Here is a 25,652-nt window from a genome sequence, read left to right on the forward strand (position 1 = left end):
TGATATCAGGATTGTTCTTGTAATCTTTGTCGATCTTCTTCAGAAGCATGGCCATTGCTGCCGCCTTGACGCCGAATCCAAAACCTTCGAAACCCTTTTGCGATTTCAGATAAGTGTATAGCGGGAGCTCGTTGGGTCCGTTCACGTCAGACTTTTTCATCTGCGGGAACGTGGTGCCGTACTTGAGCGTGCAGAATTCATGAATTTCGTCGTCTGTGCCAGGGGTCTGGCCCATGAACTGGTTGCACGGAATGTCGATGACTTCGAAGCCCTTGTCGTGGAAGTCCGTGTACATCTTTTCGATCGGCTTGTAGTGCGGGGTGAATCCGCAACCGGTTGCCGTGTTCACGATGAGCATGACTTGGCCCTTGAATTTAGAGAGTGGAACTTCGTTGCCTTTACCATCGGTAAGTGTGAAGTCGTAGATTGTCATTTTTTTTCTCCATATACACTATTTTGTTTTACACAATTAAATTTTATAAAATTTAATTTGAAAAAGCAATGGTTGGCGGAAAAAAGTAAGTTATATTGGGGTTTTTATGTGATTTTTTGCAAATGACATGTCATCCTGACCCGTAGGGGAAGGATCCAGTTAAATCTTGTTTTTTATCTTTGCCACCATGAAATCGATAGAAGTTGTCGCGGGTGTTATCACGGATGGCGGGCGCATTTTTGCCACGCAGCGTGGGTATGGCGACCAAAAAGATGGCTGGGAATTTCCGGGCGGCAAGATGGAACCGGGTGAAACTCCGGAGCAGGCGCTCGTTCGCGAACTTCAGGAAGAACTCGCCATTGAAGTAAATGTTGGCGAAAAAATTTGCACGGTGGAATACGATTACCCGAAATTTCACCTGACGATGCATTGCTTTTATTGCTCGCTCGCTGCAGGCTGCAAGCCGAAACTCCTGGAACACGAAGACGCCAAATGGCTTGACCGCACAAACTTAAACACTGTCAGCTGGCTCCCCGCCGATGTTGAGGTTGTGAAACATCTATAGCATCACCGTCATTTGCGAGTGACGCAATCCTGCTTCTCCGTCATCCTCGACCGTTAGGGAGGGGATCCATTATTTCTTGTTTAGCAATTCCCGCGCGAGCTCGGTCCCTTCGATGAGCTCGCCTAAGAATTCGCAGTAGGGAGTCGGAATCCCGTGAGCCTTCCCGAGCTTAGTGATGGTCCCGCAGAAATACGCGTTCTCCGTTTTGCGTCCGGCCTCGATATCCTGCAGCATGGAACACTTGCCGAGCGGCGTGTAGTTGCATGTGAGGCGCAAGTTTTCTTCAAGATCTTCGTTTGTAAGTGCAAAACCTTCGGCGTTCGCCACCTGAATGACTTCGTTCCCGATTTTACGCACAAGCGATTGCATCACCGGGAAATTGAAACCCGCAAATGTCGAACGGCAAATGGCTCCGATCGAGTTGAACACCGTGTTCATCAAGAGTTTTTTCCACATTTCCAAGCGGATGTTTTCTGGAATCTTGTGGACGATGTGCGCTGTTTCAAAAAGCTGGTGGATGGCTTCGATACGTTCGGAACGGTGGTTGTCTTTTTCGCCAAAGAGGATGATGCCTCGGCCCGCGCAGTCAATGTTCCCGTGCTTGTTGATGGACTGCAAATTGACGATGAATCCGTACAACGTCTTTTCTGCACCGTAAACGCGCTCGATTTCTGTTTCGGAATGGACTCCGTTCAAAAGCGAAAGCAAAGCGGTGTTCGAACCGACTGCATTTTTCGCTTCTGCTAGCGCTTCGTTGAATTGCAAATTCTTGGTCGCAAAAATCACAAGGTCAACGACCGGGACTTCGTCCGGCGTGACAAAGTTGAAGTCCGCCTTTTTCCCGTTGATGACGATTCCGCTTGCTTGGTAGCGCGCCTTGCGTTCGGCGTCCATCACGCAATAAAGCTTGTTCCCGAGAACGCTCAAGAGCTGTTCTGCCACAACGGCGCCGACAGCCCCGAGACCCACAACTGCAACTGTTTCAATCTGCTTCATAGGATGAAATATAGGCTAAATTTTATTCAGAGAATGTAAACGGAATAGAGACGGTTGTGTTTCCTGATTGAATTTTGCTGAATGTCCAGCGGCCGACTGCATTTTTGATTTCGCTGTCGAATTCACTGAAACCGGTTGTGGAAGACTCAATGGAAATATTGATAATTTCGCCATCTGGGGCGATTGTGAACTTCAAGGTAACCTTGCCTTGGAATCCTGGTCTCTTCTTCAGGCAATTGTTATAAATGTGGCGAAGACCTGGAGTACGTTGGCGGACAACTTTTATGATGTCGCTGTCGCTGCGGTTTCCTTCATTGTATGAAATGTTAATATCTTGCGTGGATGGTACTTTTATAGAGCCTTTGGCTTTTGTTGCGATTCCGCCACCACCGCCGCCTAGTAGTCCTGCGAGGCCATCTCCGATGCCTCCGGAGCCACCGACTGCATAACCATCGTTGCTACCTCCGCTGGTCTTATCGCGTCGACCTCCGAGAACTTTTTTGTCTGTATTGTGATTTTCTGATGTTACACTGCGATGGTAACTGTTTAGCTCCATTTCTAATTGGCATCTTGAAATTATTTTTTCTAAAAAAAGATTAATGGCTTTGTTTTGTGAAGCGTACACAAAAGCTTGAAAAGAATATTCTTTGTCAATAAATTCTACAACACAAGTGCTTAAAGATCTAGGAATGCCTGCTTCGTTAAAATTGGCGATGAAGTAAGCTTTCATTTCTGGTGTAAACTTCTCCGGAGCGCATTCGTACATATATTCTTTTCCCCAGGTGCTTGTATCTGTTTCATCGGGATATCCGTTGTCCATGATAAATTGTGTAAATCGAGGGACGTCTGAGGCCATATGATCATATGCACAACCGCATACTTTAGATGCTGTCTTTTCTCCATAGAAGTCTTTTGATTCTGAAGAGCATGCTTTTACAAAATTGTTTTTAGAGACTTCTTTAAAAAATGCTTTAGTAAATTCCTTAGCCTCTTCTTCTGTTAACTTTGAAGATTGATTTTCATTAAGGTTTAATTGTGGTGTATTACTATTGACCACGTTTCCTGCGTATTCTGCATCACATGCATCAGCTGCTTTGGATATGAAAGAAATAAAATCATTGTGTTTGATGTTTTTTCTTAAATCAGCATCAAGTTTAAGATATTGTTTTTCGCTATACTGTTGCTGAATTTTGTCTAGAACGCAATAACAAATATCCTGATTGGCATTTTCGGAACATTCTTGGATGAATGCTAAACGGGTTGATCTTGAATAAGAGAATCCCTTTGTACTGCTTTTCTTTGCGACGAGAGATGCAGTTCCGCCGGCATAGATTGTAATTGATGTAATAAACAGAAAAATAAATATGGATCTTAGGTGTTTCATGCTGTGAAATGTATCAAATTCTAGAGCGTTTGACGGTGAGGGTGATGCCCGCGCGGTGGCGGGCATGACAGACTTGAATGTGGGCGGCAACTGAAAAACGGGTTTGATTTTATTCGGCTACAGCGGTAAACAGGGGGTACAAAATTTTTTTGCGGTTTCGGGCGCGAGCGATTTATATTTATGGTATGAAAAATTTGAAGTTTGCGATTCTTGGGTGCGGTCATATTGCGACAAAGATGGCTGCCGCTGTTAAGACTTTGGAAAATCAGGGAATGGGCGTGGAATGCTACGCCGTGGCTTCCCGCAATTTGGAAAAGGCGACCGCTTTTGCCAAGGAATATGGCTTTGGTAAAGCGTACGGCAGTTATGAGGAACTTGCAGCGGATTCTGCAATCGATTTGATTTATATTGCAACACCGCACTCGCATCATCATGTATTTGCAAAACTTTGTATTGAACATGGCCGAAATATTCTTGTCGAAAAGGCTTTTACGGCGAATGCAAAACTTGCGGCAGAAGTGATTTCGCTCGCGCATGATAAGGGCGTCTTTTTGTGCGAAGCGATGTGGACGCGATTCTTGCCTGCGCTGGAAACGATTCGTGGCTGGATTCGCGATGGTCGCGTCGGGAATGTTGAATCGGTTGAAGCTGATTTTTCGATGAAACTTAGCGATAGGGACCGTATGCATGACCCGGCGCTTGCGGGCGGAGCTCTTTTGGATATCGGCATTTATAGCCTTACGTTTGCGGACTTGTTCCTCGGTGAGCGTGTTGATGCTGATGAAAAGCTTGTCCGTAACGAAATCACGTCGATGGATTGCAGATGCGTCAAGTTCAAGACGGGCGTGGATGCGAGCGACTGGATAAATCTCACGTACGAAAACGGCCGAAAAGCATATCTTAAGACATCAATGGTCTCGCCGACGCATAACGAGGGCGTGATTTACGGAACGGCTGGGCAAATCCGCGTGCAAAATTTAAATGACATGGTGAAGCTGGAATTACTTGATGATGCCGGAAATGTTGTTGAAACTATTGAACCTCCGCGTCTTTGCAACTGTTACGAATACGAAGTTCTCGCTTGCAAGGAAGCGATTGAAAATCCCGCTCAGTTCCGGCACGAAATTTGCGACCACTCGGCTCTTCGCTCACTCTCAAAACAAATTATTTGGGAGCGCCCGGAAATGACTCATGCCAAAACGATGGAATTCATGACGCTCATGGACAAGATTCGCGAGCAGTTTGGCGTGAGTTACACGTTTGAAATTTCTCCAGGTGAAACGTGGAATCGTAACGGCGACAAGTCTATTTTGCAAGTGTTCGATATCGAAACTGGCGAAGCAAAAGTTCTCAAGGAATTTGACAGTGTTATCGAAGCCCCAAACTGGAGCGCAGACGGAACGTTCCTCACGTACAATAGCAACGGTCGCATTTTCAAGTACACGCTTGCAACAGGCGAGGTGGCAAAAATCGAAAGTCATTATGTGGACAACTGCAATAATGACCACGTCCTTGATCCAGATGGCAGCGGCGTTTACGTGAGCCACCATACAAAAGAAGATGGGCTTTCCCGCATTTACAAGATTTATTTTGATGGCCGCGAACCGCGATTGGTGACGCCCCTTGCGCCAAGCTATTTGCATGGAATCACGCCTGACGGAAAAATGCTTGCGTACTGTGCCGAACGCAACGGCTCGTATGACATTTACACAATTCCGGCAGCGGGAGGCAACGAAACTCGCCTCACAACTGCATTTGGACTGAATGACGGTCCTGAATATGATTGCAATGGCGAATATATCTGGTTTAATTCCGAACGTTCTGGACGCATGCAGGCATTCTGCATGAAGGCGGATGGCTCCGAACAAACGCAGATGACGCATGACTTGCATTGGAATACCTGGTTCCCGCATATTTCGCCGGACCGTCAAAAGGTCGTGATGGTCGCGTACACAGAAACGGATGTGCGACCGGGCGAGCATGTGCCTAACAAAAATGTGGAACTCCGCTTGATGCGCCGCGCACTCCCTGCAGATTCTTGGTCTGCACCGCAAACGCTTCTTAAACTCTTCGGCGGTCAAGGAACTATCAATGTCAATTCCTGGGCTCCCGACAGCAAACGCTTTGCTTTTGTAAGTTACGTTCACGGCAACGATTCATCCAACTAACACCCCTCCTCGGAACGGAAACGCACTTACAAAAACACAAAAAGCCCTCGCGAATACTCGCGAGGGACTTTTACGTTAAATGAATTCGAGAATGCGCGACTTCCTACAGTCTACTGTCTACTTCCGACTTTATTTACACGTTCTTCACGCAGCGAATCGAAAGAGCGTCGGATCTGTACACGCCTTCGATATCAACGGAATTGTTGGTAATGCTCAGGCGGAATGCATTAGCCTTGCCGTATTCATCCTTGCTCCAGAAACGGGCGCGTCTGCTGAAATGGCAGAAGTTGCCGTTGTCAAAGCGGTAACCCGCTGGGAGCGCAAAGAATCCGAACGTATCCTTGCCTTTGTTCTTCCACATGAATTTGCCGCGCAACTCACCACCATCGGACTTGGCGTCAAGATTGCTGAGGAGCTGTTCCCATTCCTTGTTGCTCGGAATATGCCAACCTTCTGGGGCAATGCCCTTGTAGTTCTTGTCCTTGATTTTGTTGTACATCTCGATGTCTTTTGCCGGAGATTGTTCAACGTATTCATCAGGAATGTCCAAAGCCTTTGTCCATGTGTACAAACGACCGAACTTTGCAACGTTCGATTCATCGTTGTTCGGAGCGTAGCTGCCTTCGGTCTTGAAACGCAGGTTTTCTGCCATCCAAACTTGGTTTCCGATTTGAATGGTGCGGTATGTTTCTCCATCGCGGGCGTCCGTGAAAGTCCCGTATTTGAACTTGGCTTCGTTTTCCTTGATGCAGTCGTCGTAAGGCGTGTTATTCAAGGCTTCGGGTGCGTTCTGCTTGGTTTCTTTGCTGATTCTACGCCCTAGTGCGTATGCAGCGACGACGATGACAATGAGAACAAAGATATTGAATATGATGAATGAAATATGCATAGTAACCTCCGTATGTTAAATGTATAATCTTTTTTGATGAAACTGATAACTTTAACTTATATTATTAAAAGGGAAAAATCAAAGTTGTTATAAATATATTTGCGGCTAGGATGATAAAATTCATTGGAATGCCTATTTTGACAAAATCTGTAAAATGGTAACCGCCCGGGCCGTAAACGAGCATGTGGGTGGGGGAGCCAATCGGGGTGGCAAAGCTGCTGCTGGCGGCAATCATGAGTGCGATACAGAATGTGAGCTGGTTCACGCCAAGGGCGCTCGCGGCGCTCAATGCTATGGGGCAGAACAATGCTGCGGCTGCCGTGTTGCTGATGAATTCGGTGATGAAGGTTGCGACAACGCACATGATGGCAAGTGTAATGTAGGGGTTGCTTCCGCTCACGCTCAAAATGCTGTTTGCGATTTTTGAGGCGACACCGGTGATTTCAAGTGCTTTGCCAAGGCAAATGCTTCCTGCAAAAACGATGATGATTTCCCAGTTGATGGCGTTCATTGCTTGCGTGCTTGAACAGCAACGGAAAATAATCATGGCTGCGGCTGCGAGTAAGCAAGACGAGAGTAGCGGCATAATGTTGAATGCCGAAAGGAGCACCATGGCAATCATGATTGCTGCGGAAATAACGGTTTTCTTTCCAAATTTTTTTCCGACGGCTGCGTTTTCAATGACGCCTTCCAGATGCTCGTTTTTCAAGTTGAGGTTGTTGCAAATCCACTGGAGTTGCTCCGCCTTGCCCGATACGATGATGTGGTCTGCGCCCATGATGATGGAATCGGGGGTAGCAACTTCGACTTCGTTATCGAAACGGCGGATGGCGAGAATCGCGTTCTTGTCTTTTTCGAAACCGCGCGGATTGCTGTCGTAGATTTCTTGCAAAGTCATGCCGATAAAGTTATGCTTTGAGGGCACGCAGAGTTCGAGTGTCATTTCGTCATCGCTGAGCCCGCTTAACGGGGACTTGCGTTCGGGGAGGAGCTTCTGCAGTGCGATGACAGACAAAATGCCAACCGCGAGGCAGAATAGCCCGCAAATCGTTGTCGTGAAAATCCCGAGATGGATGCCGGTCGCATCGGTGTAGAGCCCTGAAATAATGAGGTTTGGCGGAGTTCCGATCAAAGTGCAGATGCCGCCCATTCCAGATGCGTAACTGAGCGGGATCAAAAGCTTGGACGGCGAAATGCCGAGCTTTTTGGACCAAATCTTCACGATGTTGATGAACAAGGCAACGATGGTCGTGTTGGTGAGGAGAGAACTTAAAAGGGCAACGGGGAGCATGAGTCGTGTAATGGCGCCTGTAAGAGTTTTGGGCGTACCCATGAGGTGCTTGACAATCCAGTTTAAAACGCCAGTCTGGTTGAGGCCTGCAATGACAGCGAAAAGGACGCCGATAACGAGGACGGACGGTGCGCAGAAACCGCCAAATGCGCCCTTGACATCAAGGACTCCGCTTATGAATAAAGCGGACATGGCGGCGACAAAGATGAGGTCGGTGCGCAATTTTGAAAACATCATGGACGCAAAAAGCGCGAGGATTACAGCAATTGTAAACCACGCATTCCCCGAGAGTCCCAATAGTTCAAAAGAAAGCAAACCTTGTAACATTCTTCCCTCCATCGGGAAAAACTATAATAATATTACAAGGATTTCAAACGGCTAATTATTTCAAATTGGAATGATTTCGGGGCTTTTAACCCCTGCTGGTGGCGATTCTCTTGATGATGCGGACGACTGTTTCCATGCCTTCGACGGTCACGTGTTCGAAGGGACCGTGGTAGCCGTAGCCGCCCGTGCCGAGATTCGGGCAGGGGAGTCCCATAAAGCTGAGTTTGGCGCCGTCGGTGCCGCCGCGCACAGGGTCGCTTACCGGTGTGATGTTTTCGGCGGCGATGGCTGTGCGGGCGCGTTCAAGGACTTCGGGCGTTTTTTCGATGATCTGCAGCATGTTGCTGTAGGAATGCTTGAGTTCGAGCTCAACGGTATTTTCGCCAAATTTTTCGTTAAACTTTTTGGCGATTTCGCGTAGGAATTCCTGGCGTTCTTCAAATCGCGTCTGGTCGTGGTCGCGGACGATGTAGCTGAGGGTGGCTTCGGTCACGTCGCCTTGCATGTCGGTCAGGTGGTAGAACCCTTCGCGGCCTTCGGTGGTGGCGGGTGTTTCGTTTTCGGGGAGCGCCATCGCGATTTCGGCGGCCATGAGGCTTGCGTTTTTCATGATGCCCTTGGCTTCGCCGGGATGCACGCCTTTGCCGTGAATCTTGAAGGTGGCACTTGCGGCGTTGAAGTTCTCGTAAGCGATGTCGCCTTCGTATCCGCCGTCGACGGTGTAGGCGTATTTAGCCGTGAAATAGCTTAAGTCCAAGCGGTCGGCGCCGCGTCCGATTTCTTCGTCTGGAGTGAAGCAGACCCAGATGTCTCCGTGGCCGGAAAGATTCTCGTAGCCGCGGCTTTCGGCGTGGCGGTCGATTTCGATGAGCTCTTCCATGGCGGTCACGATTTCGGCAATGCCTGCCTTGTCGTCGGCGCCGAGGAGCGTTGTGCCGTCAGTCGTGATGAGCGTGCGGCCCTTGAGCCACTTGAGCGTGGGGAAGTCTTCGACCTTGAGCACGGCGCCCGAGCCTTTGAGCAGAACATCTTCACCATCGTAATCTTCGATGATTTGCGGTTTCGGGTTCACGCCCGAAAAATCCGGTGACGTGTCCATGTGACTGATGAATCCAATAGGCGTGTCGCTTTCGCGGCCTTCGGTGGCGGGCAGAAGCCCGTAGACGTAGCCATTCTCGTCCATCTTCACTTGTGAAAGTCCAATCTGTTCGAGCTCCTCGGTCAAAAACTTGGCGAGTTCAAGTTGTTGCTTGGTGCTCGGGCAACATTCGCTCTCTTCGTCGGAGGTGGTGGTGAAGCTCACGTATTTTAAAAAGCGGTCTTGGACTTTCATTTTGTGCCTGCAATTAAAAAATCATAATAACTTGCGATTTTATTCTGCAATTAAATTTATCTTTTTTAACGTAATTGGGAACACGATAGTGGATAAAGTTTCAAAAAAATCGAGTGCCAAGAAAAGGGTGGCAAAAAGGCGCAGGTCTCGCAAGCCGATGACCCGCTCGCAGATGATGCAGGCGGTCCATTCGGAGGATACAAAGCCCGAGATGATTGTGCGCAAGGCGCTCTTTGAGGCTGGGTTCCGCTATCGGCTTCACCGTCGGGATTTGCCGGGGACGCCGGATATTTTCGTACAAAGGTATGGGGTTGCGATTTTTGTGAACGGGTGTTTCTGGCACCAGCACGGTTGCAAGCTCACGAGCCGTCCGAAGTCGAATTCTGCATTTTGGAACGACAAGTTTGACCGCAACATTGTGCGTGACATTAAAACGCAACACGAACTTTCGCTCTTGGGGTATCGCGTGGCGATTGTCTGGGAGTGTTCCTTGCGTGTAGAAGGTGTTGCCGATACGGGGAATATGGGGGCAGCCCTCACGTTGGAGCGCTTAATTGATTTTATCAAGAGTGATGATGAGACAATTGAGCTGTAAAATTGTAGTTTAGAATAGTAATTCTTGGGAGCTTTTGAGAAGGAGAATTTATGACTATTGAAGAGGCTGTTTTAGCACGACATTCTGTGCGTAGGTATGCTTCGACGCCTTTGACTAAGGAGCAAGTCGAAGAATTGCAGTCGCGGATTCGTCGGCTGAATGAAAATTTTGCCCTCCACATGCAGCTTGTTTTAAATGACGATGTGGCATTTAGTGGGCGTTTGGCGCATTATGGCTCGTTTCGGAATGTGACAAATTACATTGCGATTGCGGGTCAAAAGTCAGTGGCGGGGTGCGAAGCTTCGCTCGATGAACGCGTGGGGTATGCGACTGCCGATATTGTGCTTTTGGCGCAGATGATTGGGCTAAATACTTGCGTGGTTGGGCTTACATTCAAGAAGACTCCGACAATTGAAATTGACGATGGCGAAAAGCTGGAGCTTGTGATTGCGATTGGCAATGGCGAGACGCAGGGCGTGCAGCACCCGATGAAGCCTGTGACGCGAATCGCGCCGGATTACGATCAATCTCCGGATTGGTTCAAGAAGGGGATTGACTGCGTGATGCTTGCGCCTTCGGCTTTGAACCAGTTCAAGGCTAAATTTACCGTTGACGAGAGCGGTCGTGTTTTTGCGGAGAAGCGTTTGGGCTTTTTTAGCAAGGTCGATCTTGGAATTTTCAAGTATTTCTTTGAAATTGGCTCTGGCAAGGAAATTTTCCGCCGTTCCATGCAAACTTTGCGCAGTTCAGACACGATTTAGCGCTGCTTTGTCATGCCCGATTTAATCGGGCATCGCCCTCTTGGGCTTGAAAAAAAGAAGATTCCTGCTCGGAGGCGGGAATGACAGATTAGGCTTAAATTTTTTTTAAATTTTATGGTAACACTTTTGAATACCTCCGGTGTTACATAAACGTGAAAAGCCTAGAACCCTTAAAAAAAGCAGGATTTGCAAAGATTTACGAGAAGTACGCGCCTATGGTCTATAGGCGCTGCCTGCAACTCCTTCGCGATGACGCTGAAGCTAGCGACCTTATGCAAGACGTTTTTTTGCGGATTTATTCTGCATCGGAGCGCCTTGATATGGAGTCGCCGAGCAGCCTTTTGTGGAATACGGCAACGAGACTTTGCCTCAACCGCATTCGTGACAAGCGCCGTCGTGGACTTGACGTAGATTCTTCGAGCCTGCTTTTGAGCATCGCCTGTGCCGAAGACGAGCATGACGATTACGAAACGAAAAATGTGCTGGCAAAGCTCTTTTCGAAGGAACCCGAATCTAGCCGCACAATGGCAGTCCTCCATTTTGTCGATGGAATGACGCTCGAAGAGACTGCCCGTGAAGTGGGGCTCTCGGTAAGCGGTGTGCGCAAGCGTTTGCGCGGGTTACAGGCCAAAGTTAAAACTCTGGAGGTTCAGTGATGATTCCCGATTGGAAATTAGAACGATTCCTGACTGGCGACTTGCCGGAAGAAGAAATGAATAAGCTTCGCGAGCTTGAAGCGAATGATGCGGTATTTGCAAATCGCGTAAAAATGCTCCGCGAAGATAACAAGGCAATTTTGAACAAGTTGCCGTTTGAAACGCTTGCCGCGAATCTTGGAACGGATGCTGCCAGGATTGCCGCGAAAAATGTTGCGAAAAATGCGGCGCGCTTTACGCTCGTGAAATTTGCGGTTGCGGCCATGTTCGTTTTTGCCGTTGCCTTGGTGGCGTTCTTTGCCCAGCGCGAAACTTCCGTGATGAATGAACGCGTGGGTAGCGATGTTGCAACAGTCAATGGCTCGCAAAATACGCAGGTTGCGCTTGCTGAAAATGAATCCGATACGCGAATCAAGGGACTTGAAGCCCGCATGGAAGTCTGGAAAAAGACGTCTGCCGGAATTGTCCAGCTGAACGATCTTGATTCTGTCGGCGAAGGCGATGAAATCCAGTTGCGCTATGCCGTCCCCGAGAAATGCTTTGGACTCCTTTTTAGCATGGACGGCAATGGCGCTCTGACTCTCCATATGGGCGATGGCGTGAAGGCGATTGAACTTGCTCCGGGCAAGATGAATTTGCTCCCGTTTGCGTACAAGCTTGATGATGCTCCGTACTTTGAAAAGTTCTTCTTCGTGACTTCTCCCAAGGAGTTTGCGGTTGAAGAAAATGATGTTGATAAGTTGCTTAAGAGAAGCGACGTGAAGGTGATTGTTTTTACTCTCAAGAAGGCGGGTAAATAATGTTTATGATTTCAAATAAGGCTTTTGGGGTGTTGTCTGGTTTGTCTTTTGCATTGCTTTTTGTGTTGCTCTTGTTGGCTTCCAATGCTAATGCTGCAACAGAATCGGGCCGAATCAATCGCTATGTTGTTGCCGTGAGTGCCAATAACGGTGGTGCAGGTCGTCCGATGCTTCGCTATGCGGAAAGTGATGCCCGTTCGTTTGCCAAAGTGCTTAAGGAAATGGGTGGCGTGCTTCCGCAGAACGTGATTCTCGTGAAGGAACCGTCTGTTGTTGCTTTGCAAAAGGAATTTGCGAATCTCGATGCAAAAATTTTGCAGGATAAAGCGTCTAATGGTCGCGACGAAGTGCTCGTCTATTACAGCGGTCACGCCGACGAAAAGGGTCTCCGTTTGGGCGAAGAAACTTACGCCTGGAAGGACTTGCGCAATCGCATTGACGCCCTCAGTGCCGATGTGAAAATTGCAGTGATTGATGCTTGCGGTTCTGGTGCAATTACCCGCGTGAAAGGTGGTAAGGCGGTGCCTGCTTTTATGGTCGACCAGAGCAGCGACATGAAGGGCTATGCGTTTATCACGAGCAGCACGCAAGATGAATCTAGCCAGGAAAGCGATAAGCTCAAGGGCTCGTTCTTTACGCACTCGCTTGTGAGCGGTCTCCGTGGCGCAGGCGACTTGAGTAGCGATGGCCGTGTGACGCTCTCGGAAGCGTACCAGTTTGCATTCAATGAAACTTTGCAAAAAACCGAAACAACGCTGGGTGGCGCTCAGCATCCGAGCCGTGACATGAACCTTGCGGGTACGGGTGACGTGGTGATGACCGATTTGCGTGCAACAAGTGCAGGTCTGGATTTGGACGAAAGCGTGGGTGGTCGCCTTTACATTCGCGATGCTGATGGCGAACTCGTCGCAGAACTCAATAAAAAGCAAGGTCATGCGATGAGTCTTGGCCTCCCGGCAGGAAATTACACGGTGAATCTCCAGCAGAAGACCGATTACATGGGCGCAACTGTTGCTCTTGTAAACGGTAAGCGCGAAAAGATTTCGATGGGCAATTTCACGAGTGTTGTGGCTGAACAGACGGTGTTCCGCGGTGAAATTGGCGGCAATAGAAGCTGCCCGGGTGGCGATACGATTGCTTGCTCGCTTGATTCCCTGGATCATAACGGCAAGTTCCGTACGACGTTTAGCTTCGTGAATACGGATAGCGATCCGCGTAAGGGCTTGCAGTTGGGCTTGTTCGTCGCTCGTACGAAGGATTACATGTTGGGTACGCAGGTGAGCTTGTTTGCAAATATTGCTCAAAAGGAAATGCACGGCTTGCAGGCGACAACGATTGTGAACGTGGCAAAAGACCACTTTGAAGGCGCCCAGCTTTCGTCTGTGGCAAACTACGCAGGGTCTTTTGATGGTGCGCAGGTGAGCTCGGTTGTGAACATTGCGAAGGACAAGTCCTCGGGGGCGCAGATTGGTATTGTGAACGTGGCCGTTGATTCGCTGAATGGTTTGCAGGTTTCTGCTGGTGTGAACTACGCGAAGGTTACAGATTGGCAGGTGACGGCTGGTGTGAATGTTGCACAAACTACAAAAAGCCAAGCGGTTGCTGGTGTCAATTATGCGACAAAGTCGAAAGTTCAGGTGGCTGCGGGGGTAAATGCTTCTCACGTTAACGAAAAGGTGCAAATTGGCGTTGTCAACTATGCCACGAATGAAAATGGTCGCCAGTGGGGTATTGTCAATATCTGCGCGCATTGCGAAAAGTCCCCAGTGGGTCTCGTCAATATCGTCGGAAATGGCGTGTGGAGCGTGACTCCATACATCAACGAAATGGGAGCGCTTGGCGGATCTGTCCATTTGGGTACGGCTTATTTCTACACGAATATTGAATGGGCCGCATTCTTTAAGAAAGGGCATATCTTTAAGGAGTTCGAAAAGTTCTATGAACACGGCGTTGGTATCGGTACCCAGTTTGGAAAGTACGGAAGCCATTGGGAACTCGAATACACGTTCTTCAACGTCTACGATAAATTTGGCATGGATGAAGATGATTGGAAGTCTGGATACCACCATCGCGGCCGCGTTGGTTATGTGTACCAGGTGTTCCCGGGTTTTGGCCTCTCGGTGGGTGGCTCGTTGAATTTGACGAGCGAAGGCTATCTGAACAAGCTATTGCTTAAACCGCTTGGCGATTACCACGATGACGTGAGCTACAAAGACCATAAAGGTCGCTGGTGGCCGGGATTCTACGCAGGACTTACCATCGGACGATTCTAGTTACTTTGTCATCCCCGATGCCTGTCCTCGCGCCTGTCCTCGCTTGACGGGGATGACGGGGACGAGCGGGCATCACCTGTATGCTCTTGTCATCCCCGACTTGTTCGGGGATCTCTTGTTATCTTGTCATGCCCGCCTCCGAGCGGGCATCTCCTGTTTAACAAACGAAAAATTTTATTTTTTGAATTATGTGGTAACACTTTTTGTACCTTAAGGTGTTCCATTGGGGAATGGTTTAGGAACTGTAATGAGTTTTATGTTGAAAATTGTTGTTTTTGTGTCGATGATGGTTGCGTTTGCCGCAGCCCACGAACGTATTATCTTCAATGGAATTGTTCAGGATGACTCGTTTGAAGCTCACGAAAAGCTGAATGTTGAAATTCTTGAAACAGGTGAGGCTTTGCAGACGACCGTGGGGGCGCCCTTTAGTGTTGTCCTCCCGGCTGACACGCTTTGGAACATTTGTGTGACGAACTCCGATACCTCTGGTGCCGAAAAAGAAAAATGCTATGAACTCCTGTATTTTGGTAATGATAGCACTTTCAGCAAAACGCTTGGTCCCAACGAAGTCACGGTTGAAGATACAATTTCGAACGGTCGTGCTGAAGCGCAAGCGGAGCCGAAGGCTCCGACTGCAAACTCCGATAGCACATCTGATGTTGATGTGGAAAAACTTCTCGCTTCGGGCGGCGCAAATTCCAAAGTGACCGAACTCAAAAAAGTCGTGGTGCAGTTGCGCCGCCGTCCAAAGCGCAAGCCGGGTGAATCTGTTGTTTCCGCAAAGTCCATCAAGCGCATGCCGGGCCTTGCCGAAGCCGATGTCATCAAGAGCATTCAGGCGCTCCCGGGCGTTGTCGCCAGTTCCGATTTCAGTTCCAAGATTTACGTGCGCGGTGGTGCTGCCGACCAGAATCTCTTCTTGTTCGATAACGCCGTTGTCTATTCTCCGGTGCATTTCTTTGGGCTTTTTAGCACGTTCCTCGTCGAAGGTATTGACGATGTGCAGTTCTATAAGAGCGGATTCCCGGCGCAGTACGGCAACCGTTTAAGTTCTGTGCTCAAAATGGAAGGTCGTGCGGGCGGTCAGGATTCTGTCGAAGAATGGTTTAGCAAGTCGAGCATCAAAATCAGTACGTTTGCGGCACAGCTCCATACCGAAGGTCATAAGGGGCCTGCCCGCTGGGTGTTTGCGGGTCGTACGACTTACATCGGCTACATTCTCGACTTGTGCAATGCCATTGGCCTCTTGGATTTGGATCTGGATTACGAGTTCACGGACTTGCAGGGAACGTTTATGTACGATTTCTCTAAAGATACGCGCCTCAAGTTAAGTTTCTATATCGGAAAGGACCGCTTGGAATATGACCCGCTTTACATGGACTGGGGTAACACGGCAATCCCGCTGGGAATATACCATCGCATCAATGATAAATGGGATTACAATGCAACGCTTGCTTTTAGTGAATTTTACCAGACGATGAAAATTGGCGACTTCATGTCGATTAAGATGGAACTTTATTCTTTTGCGGGTAAGCAATGGCTGAATTACCGTGGTATAGATAATCATACGTTTACCTTTGGATATGAACTGGAATATACAAGGGAACGTTATCAGGAACAGATGGCGACAATCAGCGTGGCAGATGTCGAAAAACCGTTCCACCATGTCGCTTATGCGCAGGACGCTTGGAAGATTTCTCCGGATTACTTATTGCAATATGGCTTGCGTTTGAATTATCAGTCTGCGGCGCAACATTTTGGTGTAGAACCACGCCTCTCGCTGAATGTTAATTTGGATGATACCAAGTCGTTGGAACTTTATGGTGGCTACTACTTGCAGTACATGAATTCAATTGTCTATACGGATCAGGAAACCTTAAACGAGTTTTATTATCCGGTGACAACAACAACGGATGGCCGCCATATTAAACCGGCATCATCGTGGCTCTTTGCGGCGGAATATAGCCAACGAGATCTTTTTGAGGGCTATGACTTTACCGCAGGCATTTATTACAAAACGCAAAGTAACTTGAATACGTTTGCTGTAAAATCGGATAGTAGCGATGAATCGAGTTCAAAGAATATGGTGCTGGCCGATAACTTTGGTACGGCAGACGGTTATTCCATGGGCTACGAACTTTCTCTCCGTAAAGATAAAGGTTGGTGGTTTGGCGGAATCAACTGGAGCCAGAGTATCAGCGTGGCAAGAGTCAACGATGGCTCTAAACCGTATTTCCCGAGCTGGCACCAGCCTTATGCTTTGAAACTAGATCTTGGCATTAACTGGAAAGGTGGTGAAGATGCCTTGTGGCAACACAAGAAAAAGGGTCGTTATTTCCGTTCGTCACTTGCGCTTAAATATTCATCGGGTATGCCGATTAGCGAATATAAAGGGTACTACATGGCCAAGGAAATTGGTTCCCAGAAATATTCGGATAATATAGTCGTGGTGCCAGGAAGTCGCAATGCGGGGCGCCAGACGGACTACTTTAGAATTGACCTGAAGGCAATTGATATTGGTCGCGAAGGCAAGTGGAATTTTAGCTGGACGATTATCAACTTGACCGATCACGATAATATGTTCTTTACCTTCTACGATACGCGTAAAACGCCTCCGAAGAAAACCACGATTTCTCAGTTCCCCTTTTTACCGATTATGCTGAATTATGAATACTATTTCTAGACAAAAGAAAAATTGTGTCATCCTGAGCGAAGTCCGTAAGGACGTAGTCAAAGAATCTTGTAGGCGATTCCTCTCGTCTCTCGTCTGGATTCTCTCGTCTGTTTATTTTGCGGCTTGTGATTTTCACGGTCCGTGGGAATACTATCCAGAAGAACGTGAAACCTACGTGGGAATTTATACGTACGGGTACGTTCTTGAAAATGCATCTCCGTATATCTGCTTCTCAAAAGTGTATCAGCTCAATGAAGTTTCTACGGAAAATTTTGATTTTTATGAATCCGCCAATGTGATTGTCGAAGGTCGCTTTGCTGGCAGTAAAGGCAATGGCGAAATAAGCGAGGTAACACTTCACTCTGTTGGAAATGGATGCTTTTCTTACTATGGCGTTAGGTCTTCATATTACGACTTTGCATACAAGGGTATAGCTGGTGAAACCTATAAATTGAACGCCTCCTTTAAGTGGGATAGCGCCGGTCAAATGGTGACTTCTACGTACAAGGCTACAGCGACAATCCCGAATTCTGTCAAGGTTGAGGGACTGAATATCCCGCTACAGGATGGTAGCTATAAGTGGGAAACTTACAAAGTCGGTAAAATATTTGCAATTGATTTTTTGGAATATCCGATGGATATGGAATTTATCCGCGTTGCTCTAGATTATGATAATTCTGCTCGGGGCGTCCTTATGATTCTAAATTATGGTATGGACAATGGAGAATCTCCGAATACGACGATTAATCATTTGATGGAAGGGCTTTCTAAAGAGGATTCCCATGGCTATAGAGGCGTTTCAATTCACGATCCGTTGGAAACGCAACAGAATCTTGGCTTTACGTCAAACCGCGTTGTTGCTGGAAATAAAATGCTCGATACGCTGTACCTGACGAATATGGTTATTCCTTTAGGGAGTTCTTCGATTGATATTTATACGACGGACGGTTCATATATTGACTATGTGGACAAAGTTAAACAGTCTGCCTCGGATTCACGTGTTGAACCGGAATCCAATATTGAAAACGGTATGGGTGTCTTTTTTGGCGCTGCCAAGACTTCGTTTAAAATAGATATGGGCTTTGATGAAGGCGAATATATTAGTATGTTCCATATGGCTGATAGGCATTGCTATAATGAAGATGTTAATGAAACAACAAGGGGATGTCGTCTTTTTGTCGATGTGATGTGTTCGGGAATGCTTTCAAATCGGAATATGGCACACTTAGATTTGGTTGATGCGAATAAAGAATCGTATAAGTATTATTTATGGGGTGACGATTACGAAGTGAGTAAAGATTGTTATGCGTCTAACGTGAAAGCGGCGATGTTGCTGGGTTCATCAACGTGGTCTGAGTTTTTACCGGATACCATTAAGCCCGAAGATAAATCGAAAGCTTATGCTGATGGCCTTAAGCGCTACTGCGTTACAAGCGATTTTGAAGACAATAAAATTGCAAGTTGTGGAGCGCTTAAAACAAGGTGCCTCGAAAGTAAGGAAAAAAATGAATGTAATACCTATATGTGGCAATGGTGTTCCGATCGCAATTGGGATTACGAAACATTCCCGCAATGTGGACCAGCCTTGGTGAACCGCTTTGTTGTGGATAGTCTGACATCGTCTGTTTGGGAAAAAGAAGTGAAAAACTGGTGTGAAAGTCCCTGTAGTGAAAAATACTCTCTTTGCGAAGAATTGGGCTACAAACAAGAAAATCGTAAAGAATGTCTTAGGATCGTACATGTAGAAAGTTCTGTAACAGGAGTGGTCGATAGTTATATGTCAAATGATTTAGTTAGTGTTATGCGTTAAATATGTTTGTGCGAAAGAAGTTAAATTTTTTGTTTTTTCTGGTGACAGATTTTAATAGCTTAGGTGTTACATAGGTGAATATGAAAAAGAAACTTGTTATTTTTGTGATGTCAGCCTTTTTGGCGGTGAATGCCTTTGCAGACTACGAGTCCGAAATTCGAGACTTGAAACTGCAGAAGGAAAAGCTGAATTCCGAAATTCAAAATTTGAACACACGAATCGCGTCGACGGATTCGATGCTACGTGCAGATGCGTCTCATCGCCAGTTGCTTGAACAGCGCTACAAGGCGGATGTGGAACGCCGCAATCTGGAAATTGATAGCCTGAATGCGAAGATTCGCAAGGTGGCTGCAAATCTCCAGCAGGAGCGCAACAAGCAGGCTCGCGCGAAGAACAAGAGCGATAACGTGGCCGCAAAACGCCGTGCATTGCGCGGTGAACTTGCCAAAATCTGTAAACAGCTCGAAGTCCAAATTGCGCAAACGCTCCCGTGGGAACGCGATAAGCGCCTTGACCGTGCAAAATCTTTGACGCGTGAAATCGAAAGCGGAAACGTGACCGAAGAAGAAGCATTTTCTCGCATGAAGTCGCTTGTGAATGAAGAAATTAAGTTTGGCGATGAAGTTTCTGTGGTCAACAGCCCGCTCACTCGCAAAAATGGCGAAATTGTGAATGCGACAATTCTCCGCATAGGGAACCAGTGGATGGTCTATGTCGATGAAAACGGAGCCTCTTACGGTCGCCTGGAACGTAAGCTGGAAAACGATAAAGTTGTTTACGAATGGAACGAAGAATTGAATCTTGAGGAACGCGCCGCCGTGAAACTCGCCATTGACGTGAAACAGGCGAAAAAGCCTCCTCAGATTGTAAAATTGCCTGTAAGTTTGTCTGTTGTGGGAGGCATGAGATGATTTTAGACGAAAGAACGGGCTTTGCCCTACAGACGAGAGACGAAAGCGGTTCGACGAGCTCACCGACCGAGTGTCATTCTGAGCGAAACGAAGTGAAGTCGAAGGATCTAGTGCAAGGCGAGCGTCGCGACAGAAAGTTTTTTTTCTGGCATGACCGAGCCGAAGCTGCGAACGCCGTAGGCGTTCATCCAGTGAAATACGTCATTGCGAGAAGCGAAGTGACGAAGCAATCTATGCATCGAATTCTTTTTGTGCTTGTTTTATTTTTCACGTCCTCAGCTTTTGCTTGGCCATGGTCCAGCGACAAGAAAAGCGCCGAAGACGAAGCCCGCATCAAGGATTCCTTGTTGCAAGTCGAAGTGCGCAATTTGCAGCGCGAAGTCGAAACGCTTACCCGCATCCGCATGCAAAAAGCCGATTCCCTTGAAAAGCTCGATGCCAAGCATTGGAGCAATCGCTATGCCGAATCGCAGCTGACCGAAGAACACCAGAATAAAACGCGTGAACTGGACGGTCGCTATTCTAAACTCTCGACAGATCTTGGCCGCGTCACCGAAGAAGTGATGGCGAACAAGAACGTCACTGAAGAAGCGGAAGAAAAAGCCAAGAGCGAAGAAATTGCATTTGATGCGCTCAACACGCAAGTGAAGCTTTCCATTGAAAAGACTCTTGGCGATGTAGCGGGCGATTATCCGGTCGGGATGAACAAGCGCCTTTTGAACTTGAAACGCGCCAGTGCTGAAGCCGAAAAGAAAGTGCCGAATACAATTGCTGCGGTGCAGGGCTATATGGCAGATTTGCTCGCCCGTCACGAAGTCACTTACACGCAATTCTACGGCAATGAAGTTTCGCAGGTGGGCTCTCGCCCGGATGTGAACGTGAATCGTTTACGCTTGGGAACGGTGTTCCTCGGCGAAGTGGCGAATGACAATGGCGATGTGCAGGCGTTGTTGCGCTCTGGTGCTTTGCAGGGCAAGGTCTTTGAATGGAATGCAAATTTGCCCACGGAAATGGCGGCAAATATCAAGTCTGCCGTGAACCAGGCGGGCTCGGTGGCAAGTGCTGCAACGGACGTGTCGCAGTCTGCAACTATCGCGATTCCGTTGGATGTGCTGCAGAATAAGGCCATCAAAAATTCCATCACTGATACGAAGGAACTCACTTGGACCGAAGAATTCAAATCGTTCTTCAAGAAGGGCGGTATTGTGATGTACCCGCTTTCGCTTGTGGCGATCATTGCGCTCCTCCTATTCCTTGAACGTTTTGTGATGCTTTCTTACCGTGGTCATCTCGGCCGCCGCTTCACCAAGAAGATGGATGCGCTTATTGCCGAGAAAAAGTACGAAGAAGCCGCAAATCTTTGCCTCAAGAAAGAGACGAGCCTTGCGATGGTGCTTTTTGCGGTGCTGAACAAGGTGAACGATACGCGTGAAAATGCGGAACGCTCCTTGCAAGAAGCTTTGCTCCGTGAACAGCCGAAATTGGAACGCCGCATGGGCCTTCTGGCTGCGATGGGAACGATCGCTCCGCTTCTGGGTTTGCTTGGAACGGTGACCGGTATCATCACGCTCTTTACCGTGATTACCGAAGTTGGGACGAATGACGCTCGCGTGCTTGCGGGCGGTATTTCCGAAGCTCTTGTGACGACGGAAATGGGCCTTGTCATTGCAATTCCGGTGATGATTTTGCATGGGCTCCTGAGCGAAAAAATTGAAAAAATCACCAGCGAACTCTACGTGCAAAGCACTTCGCTTATGAATAAAGTCTTCGGAAAGGAAAGTAAGTAAAATACGTCATTGCGAGTTGAAAACGCGGCAATCTCATCTGAATGAATTATGACTGATTTTCATTACATATTCATAGAATCTCTGCGGAATACGTATGAGGCGGGTGGCGTGGTGATGCTACCCATCCTCTTGGCAGGCGTTGTTGGATTCTATTTCCTTTTCTCGAGCTGGTTTCGCATCGGTAGCGATTTTTTCAGAAAGGATATCACTAAAGTTGTGAGGCGTATGCAGCGCGGCTTGACCGGCGAAAGAGCTGTTGTTGGAACCGAATCTTCCTCTGATGAACAGCGTGTGCAGATGACTTTGACAAACCTTCGCAAACGCGGTGGATTTCTTTCAAGAGAACTTTCTTACGCGATTGAAATCGCGCAAAAGAATTATGACGAATTTCGCGACTACATGCAAGTACGCATGATGAAAAGTGTGCGCTACATGGAACAAGGAAACCACATTGTTTCTGTGATGGCTGCAGCCGCTCCGCTCTTGGGCCTGCTTGGAACGGTCACGGGAATGGTCTCGACTTTTGAGGTGATCACGTTGTACGGAAACCAGAACCCGGTGCTGATGGCGGATGGAATTTCAGAAGCCTTGATTTCGACGCAGAGCGGGCTCTTGATTGCGTTCCCGCTGACTCTTATGAAACAACGTTTGGACGAACGCATTGAAATCTTGAAGCAGGAAATGGAATTTGGCGCAACTGTGATTGACAACTATTTTGCAACCCGAGCTGGACAACGTCATTGCAAACTGAAGGCCGCGACTTAACGTAGCTACGTCATTGCGAGCGTAGCGAAGCAATCTAAGGAATTTTTATGGACTTTAACTTACCGAGAAGAAAACAGAAAGACGTGGGCATTGAAATGGGTCCGCTGATGGATATCGTGTTCATCTTGCTCATCTTTTTTGTGGTAACGTCGTCGTTCACTCGCGAAACGGGTGTGGATGTGACGAAACCGCAGGCGCAATCGGCGAGCCAACTTGAAAAAGAAAACTTGCTCATCGCCATCACTCGCGAAGGGACGATTCACATGAATGAGCGTCAGGTGGATTTGGCGAGCCTGCAAGACATCTTGAAACAGTCTCTCGCCAAAGCGCCTGACCGCGAAGCCGTCGTGATTGCCGACAAGGAATCCGAAACCGGCGTGCTCGTTCAGGTCATTGATATGTGCAATTTGGCCGGCGTCAAAAAAGTCTCCATCGCCGCCCAAGCAGAATAATCATAGACGAAAGATGAAACTTGTTAAGAAATTATTAAAGCGTTTTTCAATCCTTCTCGCGGCGATTCTTGCGAGCATGGTTCTCGTATTCTCCGTGACGATGGCGAACTTGTTCTTGACGGGTAAAATTTTCCACGAAAAGAAATTTGTCAAGACCGAAGTCTCTGTGAAAAAAGTTGAAGAAGTCGAAAAGAAGATTGAAAAAAAACGCACCGCACGCAAGCCAAACCGCCAAAAGTTGAATTCTCGCTCGCCCAAAGCGGGACCGCGTTTTGCCATGGCTCTTGGCGCCGTTTCAGGAACTGCGGGTGCTGCCATCAATAGCGAGCTCGTTGCCGATTTTCGAGGCGGCGCGCTCTCCACTGAAAAAGGCGATGTCGATAAAAAACCAGAAAGCCGCTCTGTCGCAAACTTTCAGGTGCCTCCGCAAATCCGAGACCGCGAAATAGATGCCATGCTTCGTCTCAGTTTCTGCGTGGATGTTGGCGGACGCGCGTATGATATCAAAGTCATCGAAGAATCTCCCGCAGGCTCTGGACTTGCGCAAGCGGGGAAGGATGCTATTGCTCGTATGACTTTTGCTCCCGCCGAAAAGGACGGTAAAGCCGTTGCTTTCTGCGGCATGGAACAACCCTTCGAAGTGAAGTTTAGAGACTAGTATGAAACCATTTTTTCTTGTTTTGCTTTTTGTAATGTCGTCGTTTGCAGCGCAATCGTCTTTTGACTTGATGGATCGCGCGAATGCCCTTTATCGCAGTGGGAAATTCAAGCAAGCTATCCTCTTGTACCGCAAGGCCGAAGACCGCGGCGCCGATCCCGTTGCCGTGAGTTTCAACATCGCCAATAGCTATTACCAGATGGACAAATATCCCGAGGCGGCCGCCGCCTACCGCAAGGCTGTGGACTACTCCGAAGGCAATTTTGCTCCTGCGCTTTTCAATATGGCGAGCGTCTATTTCCGCTTAAAGCAGTTCCCGGAATGCATTGCCGTTTACCACCGTGCGCTCAAACTTGACCCCGATAACATTTCCGGTTGGCTTTACCTCGGCGAAGCCTACTCCAAAACCGGCGACAAAGTCGGAGCACTCCGCGCTATCGAAAACGCTTACCGCCTCGACAAAAATGATGTCAGCATCGTCTACCAACTTTCCGAAGCGAATATTGCTCTGAACGACTTTGACCGAGCCGTTGCCGTAATTCGCGAAGGCTACACGCTCCATCCCGAAGAATCCGATTTCCTAGTCTACCTCGGCGATGTCTACCGCCTGAACAAGAATTTCGAAGAAAGTGCAAACGCTTACCGCGAAGCTCTTAGCGTGAAAATCGACGACACGCAAATTATGTACAAACTCGCCGATGTCCTCGCTGAAGACAAAAAGCCTTACATCGCTATGGAAATCTTAAATAACATTTTGCAAATCAAACCCGATTTTTCTGATGCCGCCATTTTCATGGGAAACCTCGCGTACGATGCCAAGTTCTATGACCGCGCGGAATCTGCTTACGAACTTGCCGCCAAGAACGGAAACTCCGAAGCTGTCTTTGGTTTCAAGAATATGGCCTACGATGCCCACGCACAAAAGCGCACAGAAGAATCCGTGCGCCTGCTGAAAGTCGCTTTAAAATATTTCCCTAACGATGCGAGCCTCACCGCAGACTTGCTCGAAATGCAGTCTGGAAACTGAAATACATTTTGGGGTCGACAAAGTAAAGGCGTAGAGTCCGGCTTCCTTTGTTTTAACCCCGCTCAAAAAGAGCTCCTATAAGACTGAAACTTGCCATGGGGTATTGACTTTCCTTGTGAAAAATGGTATATTATGAGAGCTCGATAGTCATGATGGGCTGCATCCCGTTTGAATGTCTTGAGAGAGGGCGGTTCCTTTGCAGAGGGCCGCCCTCTACCATTCTAAGGCTACTGGTAAATTACTGTTCCTGTCATTGCTTTTCCCGCTTTATCATCATTTGCGTAACTTGTATAAAGTCTGAAATCTTCTCGTTTTAACTCCGCTCAAAAAGAGCCCCTATAAGACGTACTTTTGAATATACCTTATTTTATGCGGCTTCGCAAACGATTTTGCTCTGGAAAAATCAGAAAAATTGAAGAGATTCTTGTATTTTGGGCCAATTTTTTGGAGGCTTTGTACTTTTTTGCTAGTGAAGTGTTGAAATCCATAGTTGACAAAATAAACGATTTTGCTAACAACCGTTTGCAAAATTTGCAAAGTTTCGCTTTTTGAAAATTCTCTATTGTAGATTAGAACCTCCAAACTTAATGGAGGTGTAATTATGAATCAATCTATTCCTGAAAAGCTAAAAGGCAAAACCTACATCGACCCGAGAACCGATACCGGATTCAAGAGCCTGTTCGCCAGCAAGGATGCCATCAAGGACTTCGTTGATGGAATCTTGCACCTGAAAGGCGACGACCAAATCAAGAATCTGAATTACTCGTTTGAACATACGTTAAGATTTATGATTCCCGAAGAGCGGAAAGTCATTTTGGATGCTTTCGCAACTACGGGTTCTAAGCGTTTCCTCAATATTGAAATGCAGAAGGCAGACCACAGTTTCTTTATCGACCGAACCATATTGTACAAAGCGTTCTTGATTATAAAAGGCAAGCATGAAATGGATAAATCAGAAGAATTCAAAACGCTCACAAAAGAAGAAAAGGAATACCGGCGTTATGAAATTCCCGAAACAATATCCATTTGGATTTGTGATTTTGAATTGCCGTACTGCATGGGAAAATACATTGATGAATGGGCTATTTATAGCAAGG

Annotated in this window: 22 protein-coding genes and 1 pseudogene; 17 read left to right on the forward strand and 6 right to left on the reverse strand. The window is 47.6% G+C overall.

Annotation, left to right across the window (positions count from 1 at the left end):
* The coding region (locus B3A20_RS15420; protein ID WP_290766725.1) for a glutathione peroxidase at positions 1-433 on the reverse strand (433 nt) is incomplete at its 3' end.
* A gap of 187 nt (positions 434-620) precedes the next feature.
* Here B3A20_RS15420 and B3A20_RS15425 point away from each other — a divergent pair.
* Positions 621-998, forward strand: coding sequence for a (deoxy)nucleoside triphosphate pyrophosphohydrolase (locus B3A20_RS15425; RefSeq protein WP_290766727.1), 378 nt, complete (start codon positions 621-623; stop codon positions 996-998).
* Between the two features lie 69 nt (positions 999-1,067).
* Here B3A20_RS15425 and B3A20_RS15430 read toward each other — a convergent pair whose 3' ends face one another.
* Both B3A20_RS15430 and B3A20_RS15435 read right to left on the reverse strand, forming a co-directional pair.
* Positions 1,068-1,994, reverse strand: coding sequence for a ketopantoate reductase family protein (locus B3A20_RS15430; protein WP_290766730.1), 927 nt, complete (start codon positions 1,992-1,994; stop codon positions 1,068-1,070).
* A 22-nt stretch (positions 1,995-2,016) separates the two neighbouring features.
* Positions 2,017-3,378, reverse strand: coding sequence for an AgmX/PglI C-terminal domain-containing protein (locus tag B3A20_RS15435; RefSeq protein ID WP_290766733.1), 1,362 nt, complete (start codon positions 3,376-3,378; stop codon positions 2,017-2,019).
* Positions 3,379-3,563: 185 nt separating this feature from the next.
* Here B3A20_RS15435 and B3A20_RS15625 point away from each other — a divergent pair.
* Together B3A20_RS15625 and B3A20_RS15590 are read left to right on the forward strand one after the other, a co-directional pair.
* Positions 3,564-4,334: pseudogene (locus B3A20_RS15625) on the forward strand (Gfo/Idh/MocA family protein); the annotation flags it as partial.
* A 291-nt stretch (positions 4,335-4,625) separates the two neighbouring features.
* Positions 4,626-5,546, forward strand: a complete 921-nt coding sequence (locus B3A20_RS15590; RefSeq protein WP_349680087.1) for a transporter — start codon at positions 4,626-4,628, stop codon at positions 5,544-5,546.
* A 133-nt stretch (positions 5,547-5,679) separates the two neighbouring features.
* On the opposite strand, the gene B3A20_RS15445 is transcribed toward B3A20_RS15590, so the two are convergent.
* From B3A20_RS15445 to pepT, 3 genes are all read right to left on the reverse strand, one after another.
* The gene (locus tag B3A20_RS15445; protein ID WP_097020221.1) at positions 5,680-6,435 is read right to left on the reverse strand and encodes a fibrobacter succinogenes major paralogous domain-containing protein; all 756 of its coding nucleotides are present in this window, start codon (positions 6,433-6,435) and stop codon (positions 5,680-5,682) included.
* A 64-nt stretch (positions 6,436-6,499) separates the two neighbouring features.
* A complete protein-coding gene (locus B3A20_RS15450) occupies positions 6,500-8,053 on the reverse strand; it encodes an SLC13 family permease (protein WP_290766747.1) in 1,554 nt (517 codons plus the stop codon).
* Positions 8,054-8,138: 85 nt separating this feature from the next.
* Positions 8,139-9,386 (reverse strand): peptidase T, encoded by a 1,248-nt coding sequence (gene pepT / locus B3A20_RS15455; RefSeq protein WP_290766750.1) that lies wholly within the window; start codon positions 9,384-9,386, stop codon positions 8,139-8,141.
* Positions 9,387-9,474: 88 nt separating this feature from the next.
* Here pepT and B3A20_RS15460 point away from each other — a divergent pair, with 88 nt between their 5' ends.
* The 14 genes from B3A20_RS15460 to B3A20_RS15525 form a co-directional block, all read left to right on the forward strand.
* The gene (locus B3A20_RS15460; protein WP_290766752.1) at positions 9,475-9,981 is read left to right on the forward strand and encodes a very short patch repair endonuclease; all 507 of its coding nucleotides are present in this window, start codon (positions 9,475-9,477) and stop codon (positions 9,979-9,981) included.
* 50 nt (positions 9,982-10,031) lie between these two features.
* Positions 10,032-10,742, forward strand: coding sequence for a nitroreductase family protein (locus B3A20_RS15465; protein ID WP_290766755.1), 711 nt, complete (start codon positions 10,032-10,034; stop codon positions 10,740-10,742).
* A gap of 152 nt (positions 10,743-10,894) precedes the next feature.
* Positions 10,895-11,398, forward strand: a complete 504-nt coding sequence (locus B3A20_RS15470) for an RNA polymerase sigma factor (RefSeq protein ID WP_097020216.1) — start codon at positions 10,895-10,897, stop codon at positions 11,396-11,398.
* The gene (locus tag B3A20_RS15475) at positions 11,395-12,198 is read left to right on the forward strand and encodes a hypothetical protein (RefSeq protein WP_290766760.1); all 804 of its coding nucleotides are present in this window, start codon (positions 11,395-11,397) and stop codon (positions 12,196-12,198) included. The genes B3A20_RS15470 and B3A20_RS15475 overlap by 4 nt, the downstream gene beginning before the upstream one ends.
* Positions 12,198-14,471, forward strand: coding sequence for a caspase family protein (locus B3A20_RS15480; RefSeq protein WP_290766762.1), 2,274 nt, complete (start codon positions 12,198-12,200; stop codon positions 14,469-14,471). Before B3A20_RS15475 ends, B3A20_RS15480 begins: the two co-directional genes overlap by 1 nt.
* Positions 14,472-14,718: 247 nt before the next feature.
* A complete protein-coding gene (locus B3A20_RS15485) occupies positions 14,719-17,154 on the forward strand; it encodes a TonB-dependent receptor plug domain-containing protein (RefSeq protein ID WP_290766763.1) in 2,436 nt (811 codons plus the stop codon).
* A complete protein-coding gene (locus B3A20_RS15490) occupies positions 17,138-18,955 on the forward strand; it encodes a hypothetical protein (protein ID WP_290766766.1) in 1,818 nt (605 codons plus the stop codon). The genes B3A20_RS15485 and B3A20_RS15490 overlap by 17 nt, the downstream gene beginning before the upstream one ends.
* Before the next feature lie 80 nt (positions 18,956-19,035).
* Positions 19,036-19,866 carry a DUF3450 family protein gene (locus tag B3A20_RS15495; RefSeq protein WP_290766768.1) on the forward strand — a complete coding sequence of 277 codons (831 nt, stop codon included), beginning with the start codon at positions 19,036-19,038 and terminating at the stop codon, positions 19,864-19,866.
* Complete coding sequence (locus B3A20_RS15500; RefSeq protein WP_290766769.1) at positions 19,863-21,653, forward strand: MotA/TolQ/ExbB proton channel family protein; 1,791 nt, start codon at positions 19,863-19,865, stop codon at positions 21,651-21,653. Before B3A20_RS15495 ends, B3A20_RS15500 begins: the two co-directional genes overlap by 4 nt.
* Before the next feature lie 48 nt (positions 21,654-21,701).
* Positions 21,702-22,418: a MotA/TolQ/ExbB proton channel family protein gene (locus B3A20_RS15505; RefSeq protein ID WP_290766773.1), complete on the forward strand. Its 717-nt coding sequence runs from the start codon at positions 21,702-21,704 to the stop codon at positions 22,416-22,418.
* A 47-nt stretch (positions 22,419-22,465) separates the two neighbouring features.
* Positions 22,466-22,870, forward strand: coding sequence for an ExbD/TolR family protein (locus B3A20_RS15510; RefSeq protein WP_088631068.1), 405 nt, complete (start codon positions 22,466-22,468; stop codon positions 22,868-22,870).
* Positions 22,871-22,883: 13 nt separating this feature from the next.
* On the forward strand, positions 22,884-23,528 hold the full coding sequence (locus tag B3A20_RS15515) for an energy transducer TonB (RefSeq protein ID WP_290766777.1): 645 nt from the start codon (positions 22,884-22,886) through the stop codon (positions 23,526-23,528).
* 1 nt (position 23,529) lies between these two features.
* The gene (locus B3A20_RS15520) at positions 23,530-24,555 is read left to right on the forward strand and encodes a tetratricopeptide repeat protein (RefSeq protein ID WP_290766780.1); all 1,026 of its coding nucleotides are present in this window, start codon (positions 23,530-23,532) and stop codon (positions 24,553-24,555) included.
* Positions 24,556-25,156: 601 nt separating this feature from the next.
* On the forward strand, positions 25,157-25,652 hold a 496-nt coding region (locus B3A20_RS15525), incomplete at its 3' end, for a PD-(D/E)XK nuclease family transposase (RefSeq protein WP_290766783.1).

The sequence above is a fragment of the Fibrobacter sp. UBA4297 genome, assembly GCF_002394865.1.
GTDB lineage: Bacteria > Fibrobacterota > Fibrobacteria > Fibrobacterales > Fibrobacteraceae > Fibrobacter.